The sequence below is a fragment of the Streptomyces sp. NBC_01198 genome (assembly GCF_036010485.1).
Taxonomy (GTDB): domain Bacteria; phylum Actinomycetota; class Actinomycetes; order Streptomycetales; family Streptomycetaceae; genus Actinacidiphila.
On the sequence record NZ_CP108568.1, the window covers coordinates 4,575,262 to 4,599,532 of the forward strand.

20 protein-coding genes and 3 tRNA genes are annotated in these 24,271 nt (G+C 73.2%); 15 read left to right on the forward strand and 8 right to left on the reverse strand.

Going from position 1 to position 24,271, the window contains the following annotated elements:
* The first annotated feature begins 7 nt into the window (after positions 1 to 7).
* From OG702_RS20470 to OG702_RS20490, 5 genes are all read left to right on the forward strand, one after another.
* The gene (locus tag OG702_RS20470; RefSeq protein WP_327290353.1) at positions 8 to 172 is read left to right on the forward strand and encodes a DUF4177 domain-containing protein; all 165 of its coding nucleotides are present in this window, start codon (positions 8 to 10) and stop codon (positions 170 to 172) included.
* Positions 169 to 636, forward strand: a complete 468-nt coding sequence (locus OG702_RS20475; RefSeq protein ID WP_327290355.1) for a RidA family protein — start codon at positions 169 to 171, stop codon at positions 634 to 636. Before OG702_RS20470 ends, OG702_RS20475 begins: the two co-directional genes overlap by 4 nt.
* Before the next feature lie 415 nt (positions 637 to 1,051).
* Positions 1,052 to 1,933 carry an NUDIX hydrolase gene (locus tag OG702_RS20480; RefSeq protein WP_327290356.1) on the forward strand — a complete coding sequence of 294 codons (882 nt, stop codon included), beginning with the start codon at positions 1,052 to 1,054 and terminating at the stop codon, positions 1,931 to 1,933.
* Positions 1,930 to 2,763, forward strand: coding sequence for an MBL fold metallo-hydrolase (locus OG702_RS20485; protein WP_327290357.1), 834 nt, complete (start codon positions 1,930 to 1,932; stop codon positions 2,761 to 2,763). Before OG702_RS20480 ends, OG702_RS20485 begins: the two co-directional genes overlap by 4 nt.
* Positions 2,760 to 3,980, forward strand: coding sequence for a cytochrome P450 (locus OG702_RS20490; RefSeq protein ID WP_327290358.1), 1,221 nt, complete (start codon positions 2,760 to 2,762; stop codon positions 3,978 to 3,980). Before OG702_RS20485 ends, OG702_RS20490 begins: the two co-directional genes overlap by 4 nt.
* 66 nt (positions 3,981 to 4,046) lie before the next feature.
* On the opposite strand, the gene OG702_RS20495 is transcribed toward OG702_RS20490, so the two are convergent.
* A complete protein-coding gene (locus tag OG702_RS20495) occupies positions 4,047 to 4,898 on the reverse strand; it encodes a diacylglycerol kinase family protein (protein WP_327290360.1) in 852 nt (283 codons plus the stop codon).
* Between the two features lie 134 nt (positions 4,899 to 5,032).
* Here OG702_RS20495 and OG702_RS20500 point away from each other — a divergent pair, with 134 nt between their 5' ends.
* Complete coding sequence (locus tag OG702_RS20500; protein ID WP_327290361.1) at positions 5,033 to 6,316, forward strand: adenylosuccinate synthase; 1,284 nt, start codon at positions 5,033 to 5,035, stop codon at positions 6,314 to 6,316.
* Between the two features lie 106 nt (positions 6,317 to 6,422).
* Here the strand turns inward: OG702_RS20500 and OG702_RS20505 are convergent, their stop codons facing one another.
* Entirely contained in the window at positions 6,423 to 8,303 is a 1,881-nt protein-coding gene (locus OG702_RS20505; RefSeq protein ID WP_327290362.1) for a serine/threonine-protein kinase, read from the reverse strand.
* A 298-nt stretch (positions 8,304 to 8,601) separates the two neighbouring features.
* Here OG702_RS20505 and OG702_RS20510 point away from each other — a divergent pair, with 298 nt between their 5' ends.
* Together OG702_RS20510 and OG702_RS20515 are read left to right on the forward strand one after the other, a co-directional pair.
* Positions 8,602 to 9,294: a GntR family transcriptional regulator gene (locus OG702_RS20510; protein WP_327290364.1), complete on the forward strand. Its 693-nt coding sequence runs from the start codon at positions 8,602 to 8,604 to the stop codon at positions 9,292 to 9,294.
* Positions 9,295 to 9,347: 53 nt separating this feature from the next.
* The gene (locus tag OG702_RS20515) at positions 9,348 to 10,001 is read left to right on the forward strand and encodes a hypothetical protein (protein ID WP_327290365.1); all 654 of its coding nucleotides are present in this window, start codon (positions 9,348 to 9,350) and stop codon (positions 9,999 to 10,001) included.
* 861 nt (positions 10,002 to 10,862) lie between these two features.
* Here OG702_RS20515 and OG702_RS20520 read toward each other — a convergent pair.
* A complete protein-coding gene (locus OG702_RS20520; protein ID WP_327290366.1) occupies positions 10,863 to 11,615 on the reverse strand; it encodes an SLATT domain-containing protein in 753 nt (250 codons plus the stop codon).
* Positions 11,616 to 11,811: 196 nt separating this feature from the next.
* On the opposite strand from OG702_RS20520, the gene purD reads away from it, so the two are divergent.
* From purD to OG702_RS20540, 4 genes are all read left to right on the forward strand, one after another.
* Positions 11,812 to 13,074, forward strand: a complete 1,263-nt coding sequence (gene purD / locus OG702_RS20525; RefSeq protein WP_327290367.1) for a phosphoribosylamine--glycine ligase — start codon at positions 11,812 to 11,814, stop codon at positions 13,072 to 13,074.
* Between the two features lie 627 nt (positions 13,075 to 13,701).
* A complete protein-coding gene (locus OG702_RS20530) occupies positions 13,702 to 15,483 on the forward strand; it encodes a hypothetical protein (protein ID WP_327290368.1) in 1,782 nt (593 codons plus the stop codon).
* Between the two features lie 433 nt (positions 15,484 to 15,916).
* The gene (locus tag OG702_RS20535) at positions 15,917 to 17,404 is read left to right on the forward strand and encodes a N,N-dimethylformamidase beta subunit family domain-containing protein (protein ID WP_327290369.1); all 1,488 of its coding nucleotides are present in this window, start codon (positions 15,917 to 15,919) and stop codon (positions 17,402 to 17,404) included.
* A gap of 116 nt (positions 17,405 to 17,520) precedes the next feature.
* Positions 17,521 to 18,423, forward strand: coding sequence for a phosphoribosylaminoimidazolesuccinocarboxamide synthase (locus tag OG702_RS20540; RefSeq protein ID WP_327290370.1), 903 nt, complete (start codon positions 17,521 to 17,523; stop codon positions 18,421 to 18,423).
* Between the two features lie 68 nt (positions 18,424 to 18,491).
* Here the strand turns inward: OG702_RS20540 and OG702_RS20545 are convergent.
* The 4 genes from OG702_RS20545 to OG702_RS20560 all read right to left on the reverse strand — a co-directional run bounded on the left by OG702_RS20545 (position 18,492) and on the right by OG702_RS20560 (position 19,415).
* Positions 18,492 to 18,567, reverse strand: a tRNA-Gly gene (locus OG702_RS20545).
* 145 nt (positions 18,568 to 18,712) lie between these two features.
* Positions 18,713 to 18,788, reverse strand: a tRNA-Gly gene (locus OG702_RS20550).
* Between the two features lie 84 nt (positions 18,789 to 18,872).
* Positions 18,873 to 18,944 (reverse strand) — tRNA-Gly (locus OG702_RS20555).
* A 153-nt stretch (positions 18,945 to 19,097) separates the two neighbouring features.
* On the reverse strand, positions 19,098 to 19,415 hold the full coding sequence (locus tag OG702_RS20560) for a histone-like nucleoid-structuring protein Lsr2 (RefSeq protein WP_033177966.1): 318 nt from the start codon (positions 19,413 to 19,415) through the stop codon (positions 19,098 to 19,100).
* 432 nt (positions 19,416 to 19,847) lie between these two features.
* Here OG702_RS20560 and purS point away from each other — a divergent pair, with 432 nt between their 5' ends.
* The 3 genes from purS (at position 19,848) to purL (ending at position 23,105) form a co-directional block, all read left to right on the forward strand.
* Positions 19,848 to 20,093: a phosphoribosylformylglycinamidine synthase subunit PurS gene (gene purS / locus OG702_RS20565; protein WP_031516589.1), complete on the forward strand. Its 246-nt coding sequence runs from the start codon at positions 19,848 to 19,850 to the stop codon at positions 20,091 to 20,093.
* Complete coding sequence (gene purQ, locus OG702_RS20570) at positions 20,090 to 20,770, forward strand: phosphoribosylformylglycinamidine synthase subunit PurQ (protein ID WP_327290371.1); 681 nt, start codon at positions 20,090 to 20,092, stop codon at positions 20,768 to 20,770. Before purS ends, purQ begins: the two co-directional genes overlap by 4 nt.
* 85 nt (positions 20,771 to 20,855) lie before the next feature.
* The gene (gene purL, locus OG702_RS20575; protein ID WP_327290372.1) at positions 20,856 to 23,105 is read left to right on the forward strand and encodes a phosphoribosylformylglycinamidine synthase subunit PurL; all 2,250 of its coding nucleotides are present in this window, start codon (positions 20,856 to 20,858) and stop codon (positions 23,103 to 23,105) included.
* A gap of 34 nt (positions 23,106 to 23,139) precedes the next feature.
* Here purL and OG702_RS20580 read toward each other — a convergent pair whose 3' ends face one another.
* A complete protein-coding gene (locus OG702_RS20580) occupies positions 23,140 to 23,943 on the reverse strand; it encodes a phosphotransferase (protein WP_327290373.1) in 804 nt (267 codons plus the stop codon).
* Positions 23,944 to 24,271 lie beyond the last annotated feature (328 nt).

Genomic DNA, 24,271 nt, shown 5'->3' on the forward strand with positions numbered 1-24,271 from the left:
TCGCGGCATGGCGAAGAAGTGGGAATACGCGACCGTGCCGCTGCTCGTGCACGCGACGAAGCAGATCCTCGACACCTGGGGCGAGGACGGCTGGGAGCTGGTCCAGGTGGTGCCCGGGCCCAACAACTCCGAGCAGCTGGTGGCGTACCTCAAGCGGGAGAAGCAGGCGTGAGCGGGACGGTCGCGACCCGGCTCGCCGAGCTGGGCCTGACGCTGCCCGAGGTCGTGCCCCCGCTGGCGGCCTACCAGCCGGCCGTACGGTCGGGGAACTACGTCTACACCTCCGGCCAGCTCCCGATGGTGGACGGCAAGCTGCCGGCCACCGGCAAGGTTGGCGCGGAGGTCACGCCGGAGCAGGCCAAGGAGCTGGCGCGGGTCTGCGCGCTCAACGCGCTGGCGGCGGTGAAGTCGGTCGCCGGTGACCTCGACCGCATCGCGCGGGTGGTGAAGGTCGTCGGCTTCGTCGCGTCCGACCCCTCCTTCACCGGGCAGCCCGGTGTCGTCAACGGGGCGAGCGAGCTGCTCGGCGAGGTGCTGGGCGACCGCGGCGTCCACGCGCGCAGCGCGGTGGGCGTCGCGGTGCTTCCCCTCGACGCTCCCGTCGAAGTCGAACTCCAGGTCGAACTGGCACCGTGACCTCCGGTCCGGGGGACTCCGCTCCGCCCGCCACCGGCCGGTGGTCCGTCTCCGACAGCAAGTGCCCTTCCGGGCCGGTGACGACCCGCGCCCCGGTGGTGGGCTCCTCGCGCAGTTCCCCGCGCCCCTGGGGTGGTGGCGGTGCGTCGCCACGCGACCGACGGTGGGGGCTGGTCGCGCCGTTCCCCGCGCCCCTGAGGGCTCGGCTCCTCGGCGGGGGCCAACCACCAGGGGCGCGGGGACCTGCCGCGCGCCCAACCCCCACCGGCCGGCCGGTGGTACGGGTTCGGCAGCAATAGTCCCTTCGGGTCGGGGACGACCCGCGCCCCGGTGGGGTGAGAGGGCGACCCGCGCCCCCGGTGGGGGTTGAGGCGGGGGGTCGAACATGGCGGCGCAGCCACGTAGGCTCCGCCGCATGAGCATGATGAGCGGCGGGGCCGTGCCCGCGGCCTGGCCGGAGCGCATCCGGGCGCTGGCCCGGGGGGAGCTGACGCCGGTGGTGCCGCGGCGTGCGGCCACCGTGCTGCTGTTGCGGGACACCGGCGAAGACGGTGGCCCGGCGGTGCACATGCTGCGGCGCCGCGCGTCGATGGCCTTCGCCGCCGGCGCCTACGCCTTCCCTGGCGGCGGGGTCGACCCGCGCGACGAGCGGCCGGTGCGCTGGGCCGGGCCGGCGCTGGAGGAGTGGGCCGGGCTGCTGGGCGTCGGGGCGGCCGCGGCCCAGGCGGTGGTGTGCGCGGCGGTGCGCGAGACGTTCGAGGAGTCCGGCGTGCTGCTGGCCGGCCCGGACGCCGGCACCGTCGTCGCCGACACCACCGGCGAGGACTGGGAGGCCGACCGCAACGCCCTGGTCGGCCACGAGCTGGCTTTCGCCGACTTCCTGGACCGCCGCGGCCTGGTGCTGCGCACGGATCTGCTGCGGCCGTGCGCGCGCTGGATCACCCCGGAGTTCGAGGAGCGCCGTTACGACACCTGGTTCTTCCTGGCCCTGCTGCCCGCGGGCCAGCGCACCCGGGACGTGTCGGGCGAGGCGGACCGCACCGTCTGGCTGCGGCCCGCCGACGCCCTGGCCGGCTACGACGGCGGCGAGCTGACGATGCTGCCGCCGACCGTCACGATGCTGCGCGACCTGCTCCCGTACGGTTCGGCCGCCGCCGCGCTGGCCGCCGCACCGGTAGGTGACCTCACCCCGGTCATCGCGACGGCCACCGTCGACCCCGCGGGCGCGGTCGTGCTGACCTGGCCGGGCCATGACGACTTCACCCGCACCGCCGCCCCCGGGGATGGGGGCCGGTGACCGCCGGGACGGTGCCGGGGCAGCCGCGGGACACGGTCGGCGGATGGGCGACCGCCCGCGCGCTGTGCGTGCTCGCCCCGAACGCCTCACCGATGACGCTGGACGGCACCAACACCTGGATCGTCGCTGAACCGGACTCCCCGCTGGCCGTGGTCATCGACCCCGGCCCGCTGGACGAGGCCCATCTGGCACGGGTCGTCGCGGCTGCCGAGCAGGCGGGCAAGCGGGTCGCCCTGACCCTGCTCACCCACGGCCACCCCGACCACGCCGAGGGCGCGGCCCGCTTCGCCGAGCTGACCCGTACGCCGGTCCGCGCGCTGGACCCGGCGCTGCGGCTGGGCGACGAGGGGCTGGGCGCGGGCGACACCGTGACCACCGGCGGCCTGGAACTGCGGGTGGTGGCCACCCCGGGCCACACCGCCGACTCGCTGTCCTTCCTGCTGCCAGCGGACGCCGCGGTGCTGACCGGCGACACCGTGCTGGGCCGCGGCACCACCGTGGTCGCGCACCCCGACGGCCGGCTCGGCGACTACCTGGACTCGCTGCGGCGGCTCCAGGCGCTCACCGTCGACGGCGCCGTGGACACCGTCCTGCCGGGCCACGGCCCGGTGCTCGGCGACGCCCGGGGCGCCGTCGAGTTCTATCTCGCCCACCGTGCCCACCGGCTCGCCCAGGTCGAGACCGCCATCGAGTCCGGGCTGCGCACCCCGGCCGAGGTGGTCGCCCGCGTCTACGCCGACGTCGACCGGGCACTGTGGCCCGCCGCGGAGCTCTCAGTCCGCGCGCAACTCGACTACCTGCGCGAACACGGACTCATCGACCTGCCATGACTCTTCCTTCCAGCGTCTTCACCCCCGGCTCCCGCGCCTTCGCCGCCGACCCCTACCCGGCCTACGGGGAACTGCGCGCGGCCGGCCGCGCGCACTACTACGAGCCGACCCGGCAGTGGCTGATCCCGCACTACGACGACGTCAACGCGCTGCTGCGGGACCGGCGGCTCGGCCGTACGTATCTGCACCGCTTCACGCACGAGGAGTTCGGCCGGACCCCGCCGCCCGCCGAGCTCGAACCGTTCACCGTGCTGAACAACAACGGCCTGCTCGACCTGGAGGCGCCCGCGCACTCCCGGATCCGCCGGCTGGTCGCCAAGGCCTTCACCCCCCGCACGGTGGAGGAACTGGTGCCCACCGTGCAGCGGCTGGCCGCCGAACTGATCACCGCCTTCCACGCCGACGGCGGCGGCGACCTGCACGCCAGGGTCGCCGAGCCGCTGCCGGTGGCGGTCATCGCCGAGATGCTGGGCATACCGGCCTCGGACCGCGACCAGTTGCGGCCCTGGTCGGCGGCGATGACCGGGATGTTCGAGCTCAACCCGGGCGAGGACGCCGCCCGTGCCGCGGTGACGGCCAGTGAGGAGTTCTCCGGCTATCTGCGGGAGCTGATCGCCGCCCGGCGCACCGAACCGGGCGAGGACCTGATCAGCGCGCTGATCGCGGTCCAGGACGACGGCGACGTGCTCAGCGAGCAGGAGATGGTCTCGACCTGCGTGCTGCTGCTCAACGCCGGCCACGAGGCCACCGTCAACAGCACCACCCTGGGCTGGCTGAGCCTCTTCCGGCATCCCGACCAGCTGCGGATCCTCCAGGACCGGCCGGAGCGGCTGCAGGACGGCGTGGAGGAGATCCTGCGCTACGACACCCCCTTGCAGCTCTTCGAGCGCTGGGTCCTCGACGACATCGAGGTCGGCGGCACGGTGATCCCGCGCGGCTCGGAGGTCGCCCTGCTCTTCGGCTCGGCCAACCGCGACCCGGCCCGCTTCGAGGCGCCCGACCGCTTCGACGTCGGCCGCCCGGCCGCCGACAACCGGCATGTCAGCTTCGGCGCGGGCATCCACTACTGCCTGGGCGCCCCGCTGGCCCGGGTCGAACTCGGCGCGTCCTTCGGCACCTTCCTGCGGCACGCCCCCGGTATGAAGCTGCTGTCGGAGCCGCGCTGGCGGCCCAACTACGTGATCCGCGGGGTGGAGGAGCTGCTGGTCGGCTGGTGAGGCCCGGGCCCCGCCGCCCGCGGGTCGGGCCGCCCGCAGGTCCGGCCGCCGCGGGATGACGTCCCGTCAGTGGCGCGGCACCGTCAGCCGCCAGGCCGCCGGCTCCACCGTCCACGTCCTGGTCCGCACCGGACCGGTGACCGCCGAGTCGGCGCGGTAGCGGAAGTCCCGCCCCGAGACGGTGATCGTGCGCGCCCTGGCCCGTACGTGCGAGGCGCCCTCCATCCGCCGGACGTAGACCTCGGCGAAGCCGGCCGGGGCCGGGCGGACCGAGACCTCCTGCACCGGCTGGTCGAGGTCGGCGAGCAGCACGCCGTCCGCCTCCACCCGCAACCGCTGCCGGGGCGGCTGGTGGCTGCCCGCCGGGATCGGCGCGGTCAGGGTGCGCACCAGCGAGCGGGCGGTCTTCTCCACCGGCGTCCACCAGTGCGCGCCGGACGGCGAGACCGGGCTGTCGCACGGGATGCTCAGCGCGCCGAGCACGATGCCGCCGCTCTCGTCGACCAGCAGGTCGAGTTCGCGCTGCATGCCGTCGAGCACCGCGCGGGCCGCCGCGGGCACGTCGCCCGGTACGCCGAGCGCGCGGGCCAGCGCCGAACGCGGCCCGATCGGCACCAGCGAGACCGGCGCCTCGTGCAGGGTCCGGTCACGGTGCAGCGCGCGGACCGTACGCAGCAGGGCCAGGTCGTCGCCGAGCACCACGGGGTGCCGCCGGCCGCGGTGGGCCAGGGCGCGTTCGGCCTCCTCCGCGGACTCGGGGAAGACGATCTTCACCGAGGGCGCGCCCGCACACAGGACATCCTTCGCGATACGTACGGACTCGCCGTCGGTCGCGCGTGCCGCCGGATCGATGACCAGCAGCAGGGGCCACCGCTGGACGGAGTCCGGCGGAGGATGCCCGGGAGGGTGAGCCGACACCTTGGTCCTTCCTCAGGTAAAATCTCGGTGCAAGAGCCCCTTGCGCCTTTGCGTCAGGGGCTTCGTCTATTCCGGGGCAGGTTCGACGGCTCTCTGCACGTTGGACATGCCCCGCCCGGAAGGGGTGTACGCCTGTGCCCGCACTTGTGCTGCTCGGTGCTCAGTGGGGTGACGAGGGCAAGGGGAAGGCCACCGACCTGCTCGGCGGCTCCGTCGACTACGTGGTCCGCTACCAGGGCGGCAACAACGCCGGCCACACGGTGGTCGTCGGCGACCAGAAATACGCACTGCATCTCCTCCCCTCCGGCATCCTGTCACCGGGATGCACTCCGGTGATCGGCAACGGTGTCGTGGTCGACCCGGCGGTCCTGCTCTCCGAGCTGAGCGGACTCGACGAGCGCGGCGTGGACACGTCCAAACTGCTGATCAGCGGTAACGCCCATCTGATCACGCCCTACCACCAGACCATCGACAAGGTGACGGAACGCTTCCTGGGCAACCGGAAGATCGGCACCACGGGGCGCGGCATCGGCCCGGCGTACGCGGACAAGATCAACCGGGTCGGCATCAGGGTCCAGGACCTCTTCGACGAATCGATCCTCCACCAGAAGGTCGACGCGGCGCTGCAGGACAAGAACCAGGTGCTGGTCAAGATCTTCAACCGGCGGGCGATCAGCACCGACCAGGTCGTCGAGGAATACCTGGGCTACGCCGACCGGCTGAGGGGTTACGTCGCCGACACCACGCTGGTGCTCAACCAGGCGCTGGACGAGGGCAAGGTCGTGCTCATGGAGGGCGGGCAGGGCACGCTCCTCGACGTCGACCACGGCACGTATCCCTTCGTCACCTCGTCCAACCCGACCGCCGGCGGAGCCTGCACCGGCAGCGGGGTGGGTCCCACGAAGATCACCCGGGTGATCGGCATCCTCAAGGCGTACACAACGCGTGTGGGCTCGGGACCGTTCCCCACCGAGCTGTTCGACGAGGACGGCGAGCGACTGCGCACCGTCGGCCACGAGTTCGGCGTCACCACCGGGCGCAACCGGCGCTGCGGCTGGTTCGACGCGGTCATCGCCCGCTACGCCACCCGCGTCAACGGCCTGACCGACTTCTTCCTCACCAAGCTGGACATCCTCACCGGCTGGGAGCGCATCCCGGTGTGCGTCGCCTATGAGATCGACGGCCGCCGGGTGGAGGAACTGCCGTACAGCCAGAGCGACTTCCACCACGCCAAGCCGATCTACGAATACCTGCCCGGATGGTCGGAGGACATCACCAAGGCGCAGACCTTCGCCGACCTGCCCAAGAACGCGCAGAGCTACGTCAAGGCGCTGGAGGAGATGTCCGGCGCCCCGGTCTCCGCGATCGGCGTCGGCCCCGGCCGCACCGAGACCATCGAGATCAACTCCTTCCTCTGAGCGAGCCGTAAGCGCTAAGCGGTAAGCCGTAAGCCCCGCCACCCTGGTGTGCGGGGCTTACCGGCGTCCGGGGTCGGCGGGTCGGCGGACGTTCTCGTACGGGCGGTCAGCTGACCTTCTCGTAGTACGTCAGCGGCTTCTTCTCGCCGGCGACCCCGTCGCGTTGCAGGTGGGTGTCGTCGATCAGGGTCAGCGTGGTCGTCGTGGTGCCCGCCTGGCACGAGCCGGCGGGGGAGTCGCCGGTCACCAGCGACGGGCTCAGCCTCGCCGGCGGCCCGACGGAGACGACCGACATCGACCAGACGCACTTGTAGAGGGTGTCCGTGCCGTCCGAGCGGGAGCCGGACAGCTCCACGGAGCCGTTCGCGCGCACGGTCAGCGTCCGGTTGTCGTAGATCGCCGGCGGGGTGCGGTACGACGCCTGCCAGGTGCCGACGAGGCCGGCGGGCGCCGCGACCACCGTCACCGGCGTGGCGGGCGTGGTGCCGGCCGCGCCGGTCGGCGTGGGAGTCTGCGTCGGCTTCGAGGTGGGCTTGGTCGCCGTCGCGCCAGCGCTGGTCGGCGTGCTGCTGGGCGTCGAGGTGGCGCTGGGCGTCGCGGTCGGCGTCCCGCTGGTGGCGGCGGGCGGGTTCGCGGTGGCCGGTGGCGCGGCGTGCGCCGCCGCGCCGCCACCGCCGGTCTCATGGACGACGACGTAGGCGGTGGTGGCGCCGGCGGTCACCGCGAGCAGCGCCAGTACGGCCACGAGCGCGCCGCGCCTGCCACGCCGCGGCCCGGCGGGCTCCCGCGGCCCGCCCGCGCCGGACGTGCCGTCACCGGGTCCCGGCGGCGGGGGCGCGACCTGGCCCGCACCCGCGCCAGGCACGGATTCGGCCGCGAGGACAGCGGCCTGCCCGGCACCCGCGGTGGGCGCCTTGCCCGTACGGCCGGGCGGGACCGACCCGCCCTCCGACGACCCGCCCCCCGACCCGCCCCCCGGCCCGGCGGCCGCGCCCGCGGCCACCTCCGCGACGGCCGCGCCGGCCGGGACGGGTGCCTCGACCTCGACCTCGGCTTCCGCCTCCAGCTCGAGCAACTGCACCGCGCGCCGGCCCAGCTGGGCGACGATCGCGCCGGGCAGCCACGGTTCGACGCGTCCGGCCGGCGTGTCCTTCGGTGTCTCCTCCTCGGCGCTCTCGATCAGCGCAAGCACCTCGTCCAGCGACGGACGCTCCTCGGGCTCCTTGACCAGGCAGGCCGTCACCAGGGCGCGCAACCCGTCGGGCACCGCGTGCAGGTCGGGCGGCTCCTGGACGATGCGGAACATCTGGGCGTGCACCCCGCTGCTGGCCGCGCCGAAGGGCTGCAGCCCGGTGGCGGCGTAGGCGAGCACCGAGCCGAGGCAGAAGACGTCGCAGGCCGGGGTCACCCGGTCGCCACGCACCTGCTCCGGCGACATGAAGGCGGGGGAGCCGACCATCGCCCCGGTGTAGGTGAGCGTCGCAGAACCGTCGGCGACCGTCTCCAGCGCCCGGGCGATCCCGAAGTCGATCACCCGGGGGCCGTCGATGGTGATCATCACGTTCGACGGTTTGAGGTCGCGGTGCACCAGACCCGCGGTGTGGATGTCGGCCAGCGCGTGCGCGAGCCCGGCGGCCAGCACCCACACCGAACGCTCAGGCAGCGGCCCGTAGTCCTTGAGCACCTGCTGCAGGGAGGGGCCCGCGACGTATCCGGTCGCCACCCACGGGATCCCGGCCTCGGTGTCGGCGTCGAGCACCGGTGCGGTCCACGTGCCGCCCACCCGCCGCGCCGCAAGCACCTCGCGGCGGAAACGCGTGCGGAACTCCTCCTGTGCGGCGAGTTCCGCCCGTACCAGTTTCACCGCGACGGTGCGGCCCCGCTCCGAGCGGGCCAGGAAGACCCGGCCCATCCCCCCGGTGCCCAGCCTGCCGAGCAGCCGATATGCCCCGATCCGCTGCGGATCCTCCGCCCTGAGCTGCTCCATGTCGTCTCCCCCGCCGCTGTCATCGGCTCCCGAACCCCAGAGCGAAGAATATGCGTATGAACGCCAGGGGCTACCAGACGGTCTTTCACCGGAAGCCGCGACCTCCGTACGAGGCCACCGGGGCGGTACGCGGCACGGTTTCCGCCCGCCCGCGCCACGCGGTCCCGACCGCGCGCGGGGGCGGCGCCGGGCGTACCTCGCGCACGCACCGGCGCCACCCCGCCGCGCCTCGCCGTATCGTGTGCGGCGGACGTGCGGCGGGAACCCACCCGCAGCCGCGACGCGACAAGGAGACGGCATGGCGGAGGTCGGCGGTCCGGCCACGCCGGTGCGGCGCAGCAGCCTGCGCCAGCAGATCGCCGACGCCCTGCGCGACGAGGTGCTCACCGGCAGGCTCCAGGCCGGGCGGCACTTCACCGTCAAGGAGATCGCCGAGCTCTACGGCGTCTCCGCCACCCCCGTCCGCGAGGCGCTGGTCGACCTCGCCGCCCAGGGGCTGCTCGACGTCGAACAGCACCGCGGCTTCCAGGTGCGCAGGTTGACCGCGGCCGATTTCCGCTCGCTCAGCAAGGCCCAGCTCTTCATCGTCGAGGCCGCCTTCCGGCAGATGGCCGACCGCGGCATGGGCGACCTGCCGGCCGACGCGGTGGCCTCCGTACGCCGCCGCGCCGAGGCCGCCGCCCGCGCCGCCCAGTCCGGCAGCCTCGACGTGCTGGTCGGCTGCGACCTGCGCTTCTGGCGGGAGCTGACGGGCATCGGCGGCAACCCGCACATCTGCGAATTCCTGGACCGCATCCGCACCCAGACCTGGGTCTACGCGGTGCCGCACCTGCGCGCGCTCAGCGACCCCGCCGGCGTCTGCTGGGCCGGCCACGTCGACCTGGTGAACGCCGTCGCCGCCCGCGACACGGCCGCCGCGTACGCCCTGACGACCGAATGCGACGCCCATACCCGCGCCTTGATCGAGAAGCTGGCCCCCGCACGCTCCTGACGCGACGGGCGCGGCCGATTTACGCTGTACGCCCCCGACCGGATGGAGTGTTCGTGGCCTGCGACCTGTGGCTGGTGCCGCTGGTGGACGTGCTCTGCCACAGCCCGGAAAACCCGTTCTCCGAGGAACTCGCCCGCTACGACAAGGCCCTGAGCGACGCCGGGCAGCCGCCCGTCCCCGTTTACGCCTACATGCCCGGGCTGTCGGGCGACGTCGGACCCGTCGCCTGCTTCGACTACGACGCGCTGCACTTCCTGCGCCGCGCCTACCTGCTGAGCCTCCAGGGCCTGGAGGTCTCCCCGGTCGACGCGCTCGGCGGCGACTACGAGCAGCTGCTCGAGATGTTCGAGGGCACCGCCCAGCGCTCCCACCTGGTGTGGCACTACGACCACGCCGGCGCGTACGTGCCGCTGGACTTCCCGCAGCCCGTCGTCAACGACGAGCTGCTCGAAGGCGGCGGCCCGCTCGGCTCCAGCCACGGCCTGCTGCGCGAGCTGGAGTTCGTCGCCCCCGCGATCGGCATCGACCCCGCCAACCCGCCCCTCCCCCCGGCCCCCCCGTCCCGCCACACCACCCTGGAGGAGCCCGCCCTCCACCCCCCCACCGCCCTGTCCGGCCCCTTCGCCCGCGAACACCACGTCTGGCTGGGCCTCCACGCGGCAGCCACCCGATCCCTGGCCCAGGGCTCCATGATCGTCTTCAGCTGACCCGCCGGCCCCGGGGCACCTTTCCCCCGGCGGCGCGGTGTCCGGGGCTGCGCGCGGCGCCGCGCGGGTGGGGGGAGGGCGTGTGTGGGTGGGGCCGGCCCGGGCCCGCATGATTTCCGCCCGGTCGCCCCCGTGTAGCCGGGGAGCCGAAGGGCGCGCCGGCGTCGAAAGGGAGAACGCGCGGAGGCCCCCGAGGGACGAGGGGGTCGAGCACGATCGAGTGTCGACGCCGGATTTAAAGCGCCCGGAGGCGAGCCGGCGGCAATAAGGCAGTGGGCGGTGCCGAGTCGGTAGGGGGGTTCCATGGTGGGGTGCGGGTCCTGCCCGGGTGGGCCCGGTGGGGTGCGGCCCGTAGGGCGGTTCCCCCGCAGGGTGCGGGTGCTGCCCCGGGTGAGCCCAGCAGGGTGCCGGGCATGTAAGGCGTCCCCCCCACCGTGCTCGCCCCCCGGGCTTGCCCTCTTGGGCGGGGTGAGCGTGCGGGGGAGCCGTCTTCCGAGTTCGGTGCCGCATCAACTGCCTTTTTTGCCGCCGGCTCGCCTCCGGGCGCTTTTGATCCGGTGTCGACACTCGATCGTGCTCGGTCGCTCGTTCCTCGCGACCTCCGCGCGTTCTCCCTTTCGACGCCGGCGCGCCCTTCGGTTCCCCGGCTACCGGCGAGCCCGGGGTGGTTTTTTGGCGTGTCCGGGGGGAGGGGTGGCGCGCCCTTCGGTTCCCCAGCTACCGGCGAGCCCGGGGTGGTTTTTTGGCGTGTCCGGGGGGAGGGGTGGCGCGCCCTTCGGCTCACCGCCGACACGGGGTCGACCGGGGAAAGGTCGTGGGGGACGGGCTCAGCCCGAGACATGGGGGCGAACGCCGGCCGCGTCACCCCTGGCGGGGGTTCTCCGGGGGGCGTTGGCGGGGCATGTTCGGGCGGGTGCTCGGGTGGGGGAGGCGGGGGGAGAAGGGGGGCTCGGGGCGGGTGGGGGACCAGGCGGGGGACTGCGTACGCAAGGGCGGCGCGGACGTGCGGGAGCCGAAATCCAGCATCCAGTCCGCGGTTTCCATCCGCACCAGATCGGCAACGTCGTCGCAGAAGCGGCGCAGGATCGCCAGGCAGCGCTCGGCGGCCTCCGCCGCGGTGCCCTCCGTCGGGCCGAGGACCTCGCGGACGCTTTCCGACGCCCAGTCGAAGCGCAGCTGCTCAAGGCGCCGCTCGACGCTCTGCGCGGTGCCGACGTCGCGCATCCATCCCGCCGTCAGACCCAGGACGCGGTCCGCGGCCACGCACACCGTGGCCACCAGCAGCGCGAGATAGCCCCAGGCCACCGTCGCGCCGCCGGCGCCGGTCAGCTCGACCAGCGGCAGCGCCGCGCCCACCGCGGCGAACAGCGTGGCGCCGCAGCGCAGTGCGCGGGCGCCGCGGCGCTTCCACAGCCGGTCCCGCAGATACCAGTCGGCCGTACGCAGGGCGCCGGACTCCGCCCAGCGGTAGAGCTCTTCGAGGCGTTCCGCGGGCTCGCCCCAGTCGCCCAGCGGGAACGGCAGCGGCCGCAGGTCCTCTTGCTGGTGGTGCAGCGCCCGCCGCTCAGGCTCCTCCCGAGGGGCTTCCTCGGGAAACATGTCCGGCTGGCTCACTGCACGCTCCCTCGATGGCTTCCGGCGCTTCCGGGCCGTGATGAACGTCTCTTCTTAGCGCCGAACGGCTGAGCGTGGGGTGCGTGGGGCGGGATTTCCGCCCGTATGGGCTGCGTGATCAGGTATAGGCCGCGGATGCGGTCACCCGAAAGAGTGAGGGCGGCCGGTGGCCGCACGGGCCACTACCCTGGTGCGCGTGAAGGTCCTTGTCATCGGCGGCGGCGCCCGCGAGCACGCCCTGTGCCGTTCCCTGTCCCTCGACCCCGACGTGACGTCACTGCACTGCGCTCCCGGCAACGCCGGGATCGCCGAGGTGGCCGAGCTGCACCCGGTCGACGCGCTCGACGGTGCGGCGGTCGCCGGGCTCGCCGTCTCGCTCGGGGCGGACTTCGTCGTCGTCGGCCCCGAGGCCCCGCTGGTCGCCGGGGTCGCCGACGCCGTACGCGCGCGGGGCATCGACTGCTTCGGGCCCAGCAAGGAGGCGGCGGAGCTGGAGGGCTCCAAGGCCTTCGCCAAGGACGTCATGGCGACGGCCGGCGTGCCGACCGCCCGCTCCTACGTCTGCACGACCGCGGACGAGATCGACCGGGCGCTGGACGCCTTCGGCGCGCCGTACGTCGTCAAGGACGACGGGCTCGCGGCGGGCAAGGGCGTCGTCGTCACCGGTGACCTCGCAGGGGCGCGGGCGCACGCCCTCGCATGCGTGGCCGCGCCCGGCCGGGTGGTCATCGAGGAGTACCTGGACGGCCCCGAGGTCTCGCTCTTCGCCGTCACCGACGGCGAGACCGTCGTACCGCTGCAGCCCGCGCAGGACTTCAAGCGGGCGCTCGACGGCGACGAGGGTCCCAACACCGGCGGCATGGGCGCGTATTCGCCGCTGCCGTGGGCCGACCCGAAACTGGTCGACGAGGTCGAGCGGACCGTGCTCCAGCCGACCGTCGACGAGCTGCGGCGCCGCGGTACGCCCTTCGCGGGCCTGCTCTACGCCGGGCTCGCGATCACCTCGCGCGGGGTGCGGGTCATCGAGTTCAACGCCCGCTTCGGCGATCCCGAGACGCAGGTCGTCCTGGCCCGGCTCCGCACCCCGCTCGCCGGGCTGCTCAGGGCCGCCGCGACCGGGCAGCTCGCGGCGTTCCCCGCGCTGCGGTGGAGCGAGGGTGCAGCGGTGACGGTGGTCATCGCCTCCTACAACTACCCGGACACGCCGCGCACCGGTGATCCGATCACCGGTCTCGACGCCATCGCGGAGCAGGGTGACCACGCGTACGTCCTGCACGCCGGGACGCGGCGTGAGGACGACGGGCGCGTCGTCAGCGCCGGCGGTCGCGTTCTCTCGGTGACCGCGACCGGCGCGGACCTCGCAGTGGCCCGCGAGCGGGCCTACCGGGCGGTCGACCGCGTCGGCCTCGACGGCGGCCACCACCGTACCGACATCGCTGCGGCGGCCACGGGCGCGTAGCTTTTTTGGGGGGTACGCCAGGTGGGTGCCACCTGAGGTGGCGTGGCTTCCTCGGCGTCGTCGTGGCTGGTCGCTCCGTTTTCCCCCAGGCGCTTCGCCTGGGGGCACCCCCACGCGCCCCTGGGTGCCTGCCACCTGAGGTGGCGTGGCTTCCTCGGCGTCGTCGTGGCTGGTCGCTCCGTTCTCCCCCTGCGCTTCGCCTGGGGGCACCCCCAGGCGGCCCTGAGGTGGGTGCCATCTGTGGTGGCCTGTCGCCTGCGGCGTGTGCGTGGCTGGGCGCGCCTTCTTCCCCCAGCGCTTCACCCGCGGGCACCCCCACGCGGCCCTGGGGTGGTGGCCGCGCCTGCGGCAGCGCTGCGCGCGCCTCGGGGACCCGGGCCCCGGCCCCCCCGGGGGTGGTGGGAGGCGTACGTACTCGCTGGGAGTTCGGGGGGAAGCCACTCCAAGGAGTGATGCGTAGGCCGTATGGATGACTCGTTCGCGGGGGCGAACTAGGGTGCCGCGGAGGCGCACTGCGGGACATTGCGGCAAACAGCCGTACGGCCATTGCGATGTCGGTGGGCGGTGCGACAGTGGGGGGAGGCCGTCACCGGGGCGGTCACCACAGCGCAGGGGGTGAGCCGCCCGATGGCTGGAGAAGCAGGCGAGGCAGTGGCGCGGACCCGCGCGCTGGCGGTGCTGCGTATTCGCGGGGCCGCGGTCGGCGCGGTGCTGCTGCCCGCGGCGGCCGCGGTGGTGCTGCATGTGGCCGGTGCGACCGGCCGGCTCGGCGGTGGGGCGTGGGACGGGGTGCGGTGGGGACTGACGGGCGCCGCGCTCGTCGTGATCGCGGTGGCCGCGGCGGTGGCCGCCGTGATCGTACGGGCCCGGCCCGCCGTGAGCCCCGCGGTGGCGGTCTCCGCGACCGCGGCACCCGACCTGCACCGGATGGTCCAGGAGCTGGCGGAGAAGCTGCAGGTCCCGCTGCCCTCGGCGATAGAGCTGACGCCGGACTGCGACAGCTGGCTGGAGGACCGCAGGCCGGCCGCGGGTGAGGCGGACCGCCGCCCGGCCCCGGTGCTGGTGATCGGCTCACCGTTCCTGTGGTGGATGCGGGTCGCCGAGCTGCGGGCGCTGCTGGCCCCGGTGGTCGCCGGCACCGGTGCCGCGGCCGACCCGGAGATATACGCGGCCCGCCGGTTCGTACGGGGTCTGGACGCCGCGGTCGGCGTGGCCGGGCAGGGCAGGCAGCGGCGTTCGGTGCTGCTGCGGCCCGCGTACGGCGTCCTCGGCTGGGCCGCCCGGCTGCTGCTGCGCGGGTGCGGTCCGCACGTCGCCGAGATGGAGCGGGGTGTCGCCGCGTCCGCGTCCGAGCGGGCGCAGGCGGTCGACTACGGGCTGCGGATCGTCGCCCAGGAGCAGGTCGGGCTCGCCTACGCCGGGTGGGACCGGCTGCTGACCCGGGTCGCGCTGCCCGCCTGGCGGATGGGCCGCTGGCCGTCCCGGCTGGACGCCGGCGTGGTCGCCGCGCTGACCGAGCTCTCCCGCCGCGACCGGCTGGCCGACGGCTTCGAGACCAGGCTCGGCGAGCGGCCCGCCTGCGACCTGCTCGAAGAGCCAGGTGTCGTCGACGAGGCCGTGTCGCTGCTGGCGGCCCGCCTCTTCCACGGCGGCCCGCGCCGCACCGGCCCCGACTGGGCGCCGGTGAGCTGGGCGCGCTATCCGGAGGAGGTCGTGGACCGCATCTGGCGGGCGGAGGCCGCGCGCCTCATATGCGTGCTGGACGAAGTACGGCCGGGCCCCGCCCGCGCTTCCCTTCCCGCTGCGGAGGTGGAGGTGCCCGAGGTCGCCGGCGGTGACCTGGACGACATCGGGGGGCCGCCGCCGGCGCTCGGGTCGCGAGGGCGCGGGCTGCTGCTGGGCGGCCGTACGGTGCCGCGCACGGCGGTGGACCGCAGCGTGGTCCCGGCACTGCGGGACGAGCCGGGCCGGGCCACACTGGACCGGGTGATCGACCGGCTCGCGTCCGGGGGCAGCGAGGAACTGGCGGCGCGGATCGGGGCGTTGGTCGCGGCGGACGAGGCAGGGCGGGCTGCCGCTTCGACGGCCCCGGCGCCCCTACCGGCCCTGGGTGCCGGGGCGGCGGTGGAGATCACGACGCCGGTCTACCAGCTGCTGCCGCCCAGGACGGGACGGGAACTGCTCGCCGACCACGTCACCGCGATGGTGTGCTGCGCGGCCGTGGACACGGCCGGGGCGGGCGCCGGGCTCGACTGGCTGGACGGCCCCACCCTCGTCGTGGACGGCGCGCGCCGCAGCGACCTGGGGTGGCCGGTGCTGCGGTTGGTGGAGAACGGGGATGCGGCGCCCCTGCGGGCGTGGCTCTCGGCGATCGGGGTCCGGGCCGAGCAGACCATTCGTTTGGCTTAGGCCAAACGACGGGGGTTCGCCCTGCGGGGCGGCGCGCCGCTCCCCTGCGGGGGGCTGGCGCGTCTCGGGGGGTGCCACTTGCTGTGGCATTGCCTGCTGACCGCCGTCGTGGTTGCGCGCGCCGTTCCGCTGCCCTCTGCGGCCTGGTGAGCCCCATAGGGGCGCCGGCCGGGAGGGGCACCTGCCGTCGGAGGCGGACCACCGGGCGGTGGTCCGGGGCCCCGGGCCGCAGTGGTCCGGGGGCCGTGGGAGTCCGGGGGTCGTGGGGGTCGGGGCCGGATCGGAAATTCGTGCTGGGGGCCCATCAAATCGGTGCATATTTTCACCACGAACGGTGACAGCCGTGCCGCATTCTGTGATGTGCTTGCCTCGTACCGCACCATTGCCCCGCCGCCCGCGGTGGGGGGTGCGGTGGGGACGGAGGGGATGGGTGATGGCGGCGGATCAGATCAGGCGGTGGGAGTCCGGTGCGCTCGCGCACGGGGTGTCGGATCCGTTCGGCCAGGGGCCGTTGCCGTGGCTGCGGGGGGAGCCGGAGTATCTCGGGGACGACGGGCAGGTCGTGCCCTGGTACGTGGATCTGGCGGCGAGCAGCGGGGAGGCGCCGCGGCGGCCGCATCTGCCGGGGCCGCGGACCGCGGACGACGTGCGGCGGCAGATCAAGGGGTTCGCGTCGGCCGGGGCGGTGGCGCCGGGGGAGGCGATGGACTTCCGGATCACCGTGGACCCGCCGCAGGAGTTTACCGTCGACGTCTACCGGATCGGGCACTACGGCGGTGACGGCGCCGCGCAGGTCAGTGCGAGCCCCCGGCTGTCGGGCATCGTGCAGCCGGCGCCGCTCGCGGCGGGGAAGACGATCTCCTGCCACCACTGGTGGCAGTCCTGGCGGCTGCAGATCCCGCCGCACTGGCGGACCGGCGCCTACGTCGCGGTCCTCACCACCGTCGACGGCTACCGCAGCCACGTGCCGTTCACCGTGCGGGATCCGGCGGCCCACGCCGACCTGCTCCTGCTGCTGCCCGACGTGACGTGGCAGGCGTACAACCTGTATCCCGAGGACGGCAGGACGGGCGCCAGCCTCTATCACGCGTGGGACGGGGCGGGCCGGCTGCTGGGCGAGGAGGAGGCGGCCGGGACGGTGTCCTTCGACCGGCCCTACGCCGGCGCGGGCCTGCCGCTGCACATCGGGCACGCCTACGACTTCGTGCGCTTCGCCGAGCGCTACGGCTACGACCTCGCCTACGCCGACGCCCGCGACCTGCACGCGGGCCGGGTGGATCCGGCGCTGTACCGGGGGATGGTCTTCCCCGGGCACGACGAATACTGGTCGGTGCCGATGCGCAGGGCCGTGGAGGCCGCCCGCGACATGGGCACGTCGCTGATCTTCCTGTCGGCCAACACGATGTACTGGCAGGTCGATCTGGCGCCCTCGCCGGCCGGCGACGCCGACCGGCTGCTGAGCTGCCGCAAGCCGCGCAGCGACGCCCGGGGCCGCAGCGGCCTGTGGCGCGACCTCGGCGAGCCGGAGCAGCAGCTGCTCGGCGTGCAGTACGCGGGCCGGGTCCCGCAGCCGTCGCCGCTGGTGGTGCGCAATGCCGGGCACTGGCTCTGGGAGGCCACCGGCGCGGCCGAGGGCGACTTGGTGGAGGGCCTGGTGGCCGGCGAGGCGGACCGTTACTTCCCGCGTGTCGCACTGCCGGAGTCCACCGAGCGCATCCTGCTGGCGCACTCGCCGTACGAGTCGGCGGACGGCCGCCGCTGCCACCAGGAGACGTCCCTCTACCGCTCGCCCAGCGGCGCGTACGTCTTCGCGTCCGGCACCTTCGCCTGGTCGCCCGCGCTCGACCGTCCCGGGCATGTGGAGCCGCGCATCCAGCGGGCGACGGCCAATCTGCTGGACCGTATCTGCAAGCACCACTGAGGCGATCCGCTGCTGCGACGCGTCCCTTCGGGTTCCCCCGGCGCGCCCCGGGGGCCCCGCACCCTCCCGGGTACGCCAGAATCAGCAGCTGAACCACCTATTGGGGAGGACGACCGATGCCCGGATTCGTCGACAAGCCGGAGCCCGTGCAGGTGCCCGGACTGGTCCATCTGCACACCGGGAAGGTCCGGGAGCTGTACCGCAACGACGCCGGCGACCTGGTGATGGTGGCCAGCGACCGCACCTCGGCATACGACTGGGTGCTGCCCACCGACATCCCGGACAAGGGCCGGGTGCTGACCCAGCTGTCGCTGTGGTGGTTCGAGCAGCTCGTCGACCTGGTGCCGAACCATGTGATCTCCACCGACGTGCCCGAGGGCGCGCCCGCGGACTGGGCGGGCCGGACGATGGTGTGCAGGTCGCTGCAGATGGTGCCGGTGGAATGCGTGGCCCGCGGTTATCTGACCGGTTCTGGGCTGCTCGAATACAACGAGTTCCGCACGGTCTGCGGTCTGGCGCTGCCCGAGGGCCTGGTCGACGGTTCCGAGCTGCCGGCGCCCATCTTCACCCCGGCGACGAAGGCCGACGTCGGCAGTCACGACGAGAACGTGCCGTACGAGGAGGTCGCCCGCCAGGTCGGCGCCGAGACGGCGACCCAGCTGCGGCAGAAGACCCTCGCGGTCTACGGCCGGGCGCGCGAGGTGGCCAGGGAGCGCGGGCTGATCCTGGCGGACACGAAGTTCGAGTTCGGGTTCGACGAGCAGGGCGGGCTGGTCATCGCCGACGAGGTGCTGACCCCCGACTCGTCCCGCTACTGGCCGGCCGACCAGTGGGAGCCGGGGCACCCGCAGCCGTCGTTCGACAAGCAGTTCATCCGCGACTGGCTGACCTCGGACGCGTCCGGCTGGGACCGCACCGGCGACACCCCGCCGCCGCAGCTCCCGGCCGAGATCGTCGAGCAGTCGCGGGCGCGCTACATCGAGGCGTACGAGCGGCTGACCGGCCTTCCCTGGTCATGACTTCTTGACGTAGCCGCGCTCACGCAGCACGAAGGCCCCGGTCACGAGAACCGGGGCCTTCGCCTCACTGGAGCGGACGACGAGATTCGAACTCGCGACCCTCACCTTGGCAAGGTGATGCTCTACCAACTGAGCCACGTCCGCAGGTGGTGCCAGATACTCTACCCGATCGGCCCAGCGCCCAGGAAACGGGTATCCGCGGCAGAAGTCCCGCGCGCAGGCAGCACGGAGCGAGGAGCCGGGAACACGGCGAAAGCCCCGGTCACGAGAACCGGGGCCTTCATCTGACTGGAGCGGACGACGAGATTCGAACTCGCGACCCTCACCTTGGCAAGGTGATGCTCTACCAACTGAGCCACGTCCGCAGGTCGTGCAGACCACTCTACCCGATGCGCCACCTGTCAATGACCTGAGGTCAGAGACGGTGGCGCTTTCGCGCAAGCGATCGGAGCGGGCGACAGGAATTGCACACTGCGCCTCCCCCCTGGAAGGGGGGCGCTCTACTACTGAGCTACACCCGCATGTCCGTTGACCTGGCCTTTCGGTCCTGCCCTCGGCGTGCTCCACACACTAGCGGACAGGTGGGGGTGGCTGTCCAGTCGGCTTGGACCAGCCGTGTCGGACGACCCGCGGGTGTGCGGCCGGACCGGCCGCACACCCCAACTGCCGTGCGCTCAGCCCGCCTTGTTGAACGCCTCGTAGACCTTCTTGGGAATGCGGCCGCGGGCGGGGACCTCGAATCCGTTGGACTGGGCCCAGGCCCGGACCGTCGCCGGGGTGGGGGCGATCGGGGTGCGCTTGTAGGCGCGGCCGGAAAGGGTGCGGCGGCGGCCGGCCTCGACGTAGGGCGCCAGCTCGTGACGCAGTTTGTCCGCGTTCTCGGACGAGAGGTCGATCTCGTACCACTGCCCGTCGACGCCGAATGCGATCGTTTCCGCGGCCTCGCCGCCGTCGAGATCATCGGCGAGGGTGACCAGTACGCGTTGCGCCATGGGAATCGGTCCTTTCGTACGCCGCCGGCATGCCGCCGCGAAGACCGGCCGGTGTTGCCGGGGCCGGTGACCGGTGCCTTGCCGCGCGGGCGTGGTGCGGCCCGGTGCGGTTCGGGGTCCGGCCCGGCAGTGGTGTCGCGGGCACGCCGACGCGCAGGTGTCGACAAATGTGCATTCAGGGCGGTGCTGTGCGGTGTCACGGAATGGGACGGCAGATGTTACTGATAATTCCCGGCCGTGGGTCATCCCAAGCCTGTACGCCATCGGGACCCTATGATTTTCCGCCGCGTTTCCCCAGGCATTTTGACAGCCGATACATAAACGTGATGCATGATCTGCCGCTGATCGGACGGGCATCCCATATCTACTCGCGTAGAGTTTCGCACCGGGTACGCTGGAGGAACCTCACGCACCACACCACCGGGAGTGCCAGTGGCACGCGTCGTAGTCGACGTCATGCTCAAGCCGGAGATCCTCGACCCGCAGGGCCAGGCGGTACAGCGCGCGCTGCCACGCCTCGGCTTCGCCGGGATCTCCGACGTCCGCCAGGGAAAGCGCTTTGAACTCGAGGTCGAGGGGCCCGTCGACGACGCCGCCCTCGCCCGCATTCGGGAGATGGCGGAAACCTTTCTCGCCAACACCGTGATCGAGGACTTCGACGTAAAGGTCGAGTCGTGACTGCCCGCATTGGCGTCGTCACATTTCCCGGCACGCTCGACGACCGCGACACGCAGCGGGCGATCGGCATCGCGGGCGCGGAAGCCGTGCCGCTGTGGCACCGCGACAAGGACCTCAAGCAGGTCGACGCGGTCGTTCTGCCGGGCGGCTTCTCCTACGGCGACTATCTGCGGGCCGGCGCGATCTCCCGCTTCTCGCCGGTGATGGGGACGATTGTCGAGCAGGCGAACGCCGGAATGCCGGTGCTCGGCATCTGCAACGGTTTCCAGGTGCTGTGCGAAGCGCATCTGCTGCCGGGCGCGATGCTCAGGAACACCGGCCTGCACTTCGTCTGCCGCGACCAGAAACTGCGGGTCGAGACCGCCGCCACCGCCTGGACCGCGGACTACGCGGCCGGCCAGGAGATCTCCATCCCGCTCAAGAACATCGACGGCCGCTACACCGCCGACGAGCGCACCCTGGACGAGCTGGAGGCCGAGGGCCGGGTGGCCTTCCGCTACCTGGACGGCAACCCCAACGGGTCGCAGCGCGACATCGCCGGCATCACCAACGCGGCCGGCAACGTCGTCGGCCTGATGCCGCACCCCGAGCACGCCGTGGAGTCGCTGATCGGCACCGGCCGCACCGACGGCCTGCCGTTCTTCACGTCGGTACTGAAGAGGCTGGTCAACGCATGACCCTCGACACCGGAGCAGCCGAGAGAGTGACTGAGCGCCCCGGAGCACGACGCCAGTTCAACCTCGCGCGAAGGAGCGACCGAGCGTGACCCTCGACACCGTCAAGCAGGCGGAGCAGAGCCCCGAGACGGGGCAGCCGTGGAAGGAGCTCGGACTCAAGGAGGACGAGTACGCGCGGATCCGGGAGATCCTGGGGCGCCGTCCGACCGGCGCCGAGCTGGCGATGTACTCGGTCATGTGGTCCGAGCACTGCTCGTACAAGTCGAGCAAGGTGCACCTCAAGCAGTTCGGCGACAAGGCACCGCAGACCGACGCGCTGCTGGTCGGCATCGGTGAGAACGCCGGGGTGGTGGACGTCGGGCAGGGCTACGCCGTCACCTTCAAGATCGAGTCGCACAACCACCCCTCGTACATCGAGCCCTACCAGGGCGCGGCCACCGGCGTCGGCGGCATCGTGCGGGACATCCTGGCGATGGGCGCGCGGCCGATCGCGGTCATGGACCCGCTGCGCTTCGGCGCGGCCGACCACCCCGACACCAAGCGCGTGCTGCCCGGTGTCGTCGCCGGCGTCGGCGGCTACGGCAACTGCCTGGGCCTGCCCAACATCGGCGGCGAGGTCGTCTTCGACCCCTGCTACCAGGGCAACCCGCTGGTCAACGCGCTGTGCGTGGGCGTCATGAAGCACGAGGACATCCACCTCGCGCAGGCGTCGGGCACCGGCAACAAGGTGATCCTCTACGGCGCCAGGACCGGCGGCGACGGCATCGGCGGCGTCTCGGTGCTGGCCAGCGAGACCTTCGACGCGACCGGCCCCTCGCGGCGGCCCGCCGTCCAGGTCGGCGACCCCTTCCAGGAGAAGCTGCTCATCGAGTGCACCCTGGAGATCTTCCGCGAGCAGCTGGTCGCGGGCATCCAGGACCTCGGCGGGGCGGGCCTGTCCTGCGCGACCTCCGAGCTGGCCTCGGCCGGCTCCGGCGGCATGCGGGTCGAGCTGGACACCGTGCCGCTGCGTGACGCGACGCTCTCGCCCGAGGAGATCCTCATGAGCGAGTCGCAGGAGCGGATGTGCGCGATCGTCGAACCGGCGAAGGTCGACCGCTTCCTGGAGATCTGCGAGAAGTGGGACGTCATCGCCACCGTCATCGGTGAGGTCACCGAGGGCACCCGGCTGGAGATCTTCTGGCACGGCGAGCAGATCGTGGACGTACCGCCGCGGTCGGTCGCGCACGAGGGCCCCACCTACAACCGCCCCTACGCCCGCCCCGACTGGCAGGACACGCTCCAGGCCGACGACGCCGGCAGGCTGGCGCGGCCCGCCGACGCCGAGGAGCTGCGCGAGCAGGTGCTCGCGCTGGTCGGCTCGCCCAACCAGGCGTCCAAGGCGTGGGTCACCGACCAGTACGACCGCTTCGTGCAGGGCAACACGGTGCTGGCGCAGCCGGAGGACTCCGGGGTGGTGCGCATCGACGCCGACACCGACCTGGGCGTCGCCATCGCCACCGACGGCAACGGGCGCTTCGCCAAGCTCGACCCCTACACCGGCGCTCAGCTCGCGCTGGCGGAGGCGTATCGCAACGTCGCGGCGACCGGTGCCAAGCCGCTGGCCGTCTCTGACTGCCTGAACTTCGGCTCGCCGGAGGACCCGGCGGTGATGTGGCAGTTCGCCGAGGCCACCCGCGGTCTGGCCGACGGCTGCCTGGCGCTGGGTACGCCGGTGACCGGCGGCAACGTCTCGCTCTACAACCAGACCGGGGACGCCGCCATCCACCCGACCCCGGTGGTCGCCGTCCTCGGCGTGATCGACGACGTCAACCGGCGCACGCCGATGGCGTTCAAGGAGCAGGGCCAGCTGATCCTGCTGCTCGGCGACACCCGTGAGGAGTTCGGCGGCTCGGCCTGGTCGCAGGTCGTGCACGACCACCTCGGCGGCCTGCCGCCCGCGGTGGACCTGGAGCGGGAGAAGCTGCTGGCCGAGATCCTGATCTCCGGCTCGCGGGACGGCATGATCGACGCCGCCCACGACCTCTCCGACGGCGGCCTGATCCAGGCGGTGACCGAGTCCTGCCTGCGGGGCGGCCAGGGTGCCCGGCTGGTCGTGCCCGACGGGCTCGACGCCTTCACCTTCCTCTTCTCCGAGTCCGCGGGCCGCGCGATCGTCGCCGTCCCGCGCTCCGAGGAGCTGCGTTTCACCGACATGTGCGGTGCACGCGGCCTGCCGGTCGCCCGCATCGGCGTGATCGACGGTGAAGCGGTGGAGGTCCAGGGGGAGTTCGAGATCCCGCTGGCCGAACTGGGTGCCGTGCACGAGGGCACCATCCCCGGCCTGCTGGCCTGAGATCCCCGCGTCGGTACGCGGCGGCGCCGCGCGTTCAGTCGCGCAGCGCCGCCGCGTACGCGTTCCGCCGGCTGACCAGCCAGGCCTGCGCGCGGTCCCAGCGCGCCCAGCCGCCCTGCCGGGCGACCGCCTCGGCGTAAGCCAAGTCGCCGTCCGCGACCCGGCGTTCGACGAAGCACCGGCCCGCGGCCGCGGTCTGCTCGACCACCGCGGGCAGGTCGGCGCGTTCGTCCGGCGTCAGCCCGTACGCGTCGGCCAGCAGCCGCAGCCGCCGCAGCGGGTCGAGGCCGGCCGGATACTGCGCGGCCGCCGAGACCGGGTCGAGCATCGGGACCCAGAAGCGGGCCGCCATCGCCACGTCCCACAACGGGCGGCCGGGCGCGGCGAGGTCGAAGTCGATCAGCGCGACGGCGTGCCCGCCGCGGAAGACGACGTTCTCCGGGCACACGTCGTTGTGGCACAGCAGGGGCCCGCCCGCCGGATCGGCCAGCGCGCGGTCCCAGTCCGCCCCCGGGTCGAACGGCACGTCCGCGCCCGCGTCGTGCAGCCGCCGCAGCAGCCGGCCCACCGAGCGCAGGGCGCCGTCCGTCATCACCCGGGCAGGGAAGGGCGGCAGGGCCACATCCCCCTCGACGTACGTCAGTTGCTCCCGCCCGCCCCCCAACGCGACCCCGAGGGGCGCGCCGTCGAAGCCGCGCTCGCGCAGACCGGCCAGATAGGCGTGCACCCCCGCCGCGTTCCTCGACGCGGGCCGGTCCACCACCCCGCCCCGCCGGAAGACCCCGCCGGCGTTCGCCATCCCCCCGGCGAGCCGCTCGCCACCCGCACCTGCACTCATGAGCCCCTCTTTTCCCGGTGGATCCGCCCGACGCTACCCGGGGGCGCAACCGGCTCTCGGCCGCCAGCCCGGAATTCGCCACGCAGCGGGCTGCCGCCCCGGGTGAGTGCGAACTGGCCCTACACCGCCCGAGGATGACCGCCACCACCCGCCCGTACACCCTGCTGCCCCTCCCCACCCCTGGCGCCCACCTCTTCGTCTGCCTCCCGCCACCCGGCATCCCCACCCCCTTCCACGACCTCGCCGCCCCGGCGGCCTGCCCGAGCCGACCTCGGCGGAACGTGTCCACATTCACTCGTTCGGGTGGTGGTTATGCTTTTGGCATATT

Bases quoted from the DNA above. Each gene is read 5' to 3' on its own strand.
- OG702_RS20530 (WP_327290368.1), top strand. From the start codon at position 13,702: ATGGCTGGAGAAGCAGGCGAGGCAGTGGCGCGGACCCGCGCGCTGGCG.
- OG702_RS20490 (WP_327290358.1), top strand. From the start codon at position 2,760: ATGACTCTTCCTTCCAGCGTCTTCACCCCCGGCTCCCGCGCCTTCGCC.
- OG702_RS20480 (WP_327290356.1), top strand. From the start codon at position 1,052: ATGAGCATGATGAGCGGCGGGGCCGTGCCCGCGGCCTGGCCGGAGCGC.
- OG702_RS20560 (WP_033177966.1), bottom strand. From the start codon at position 19,415: ATGGCGCAACGCGTACTGGTCACCCTCGCCGATGATCTCGACGGCGGC.
- OG702_RS20510 (WP_327290364.1), top strand. From the start codon at position 8,602: ATGGCGGAGGTCGGCGGTCCGGCCACGCCGGTGCGGCGCAGCAGCCTG.
- OG702_RS20540 (WP_327290370.1), top strand. From the start codon at position 17,521: ATGCCCGGATTCGTCGACAAGCCGGAGCCCGTGCAGGTGCCCGGACTG.
- OG702_RS20535 (WP_327290369.1), top strand. From the start codon at position 15,917: ATGGCGGCGGATCAGATCAGGCGGTGGGAGTCCGGTGCGCTCGCGCAC.
- OG702_RS20505 (WP_327290362.1), bottom strand. From the start codon at position 8,303: ATGGAGCAGCTCAGGGCGGAGGATCCGCAGCGGATCGGGGCATATCGG.
- OG702_RS20580 (WP_327290373.1), bottom strand. From the start codon at position 23,943: ATGAGTGCAGGTGCGGGTGGCGAGCGGCTCGCCGGGGGGATGGCGAAC.
- OG702_RS20470 (WP_327290353.1), top strand. From the start codon at position 8: ATGGCGAAGAAGTGGGAATACGCGACCGTGCCGCTGCTCGTGCACGCG.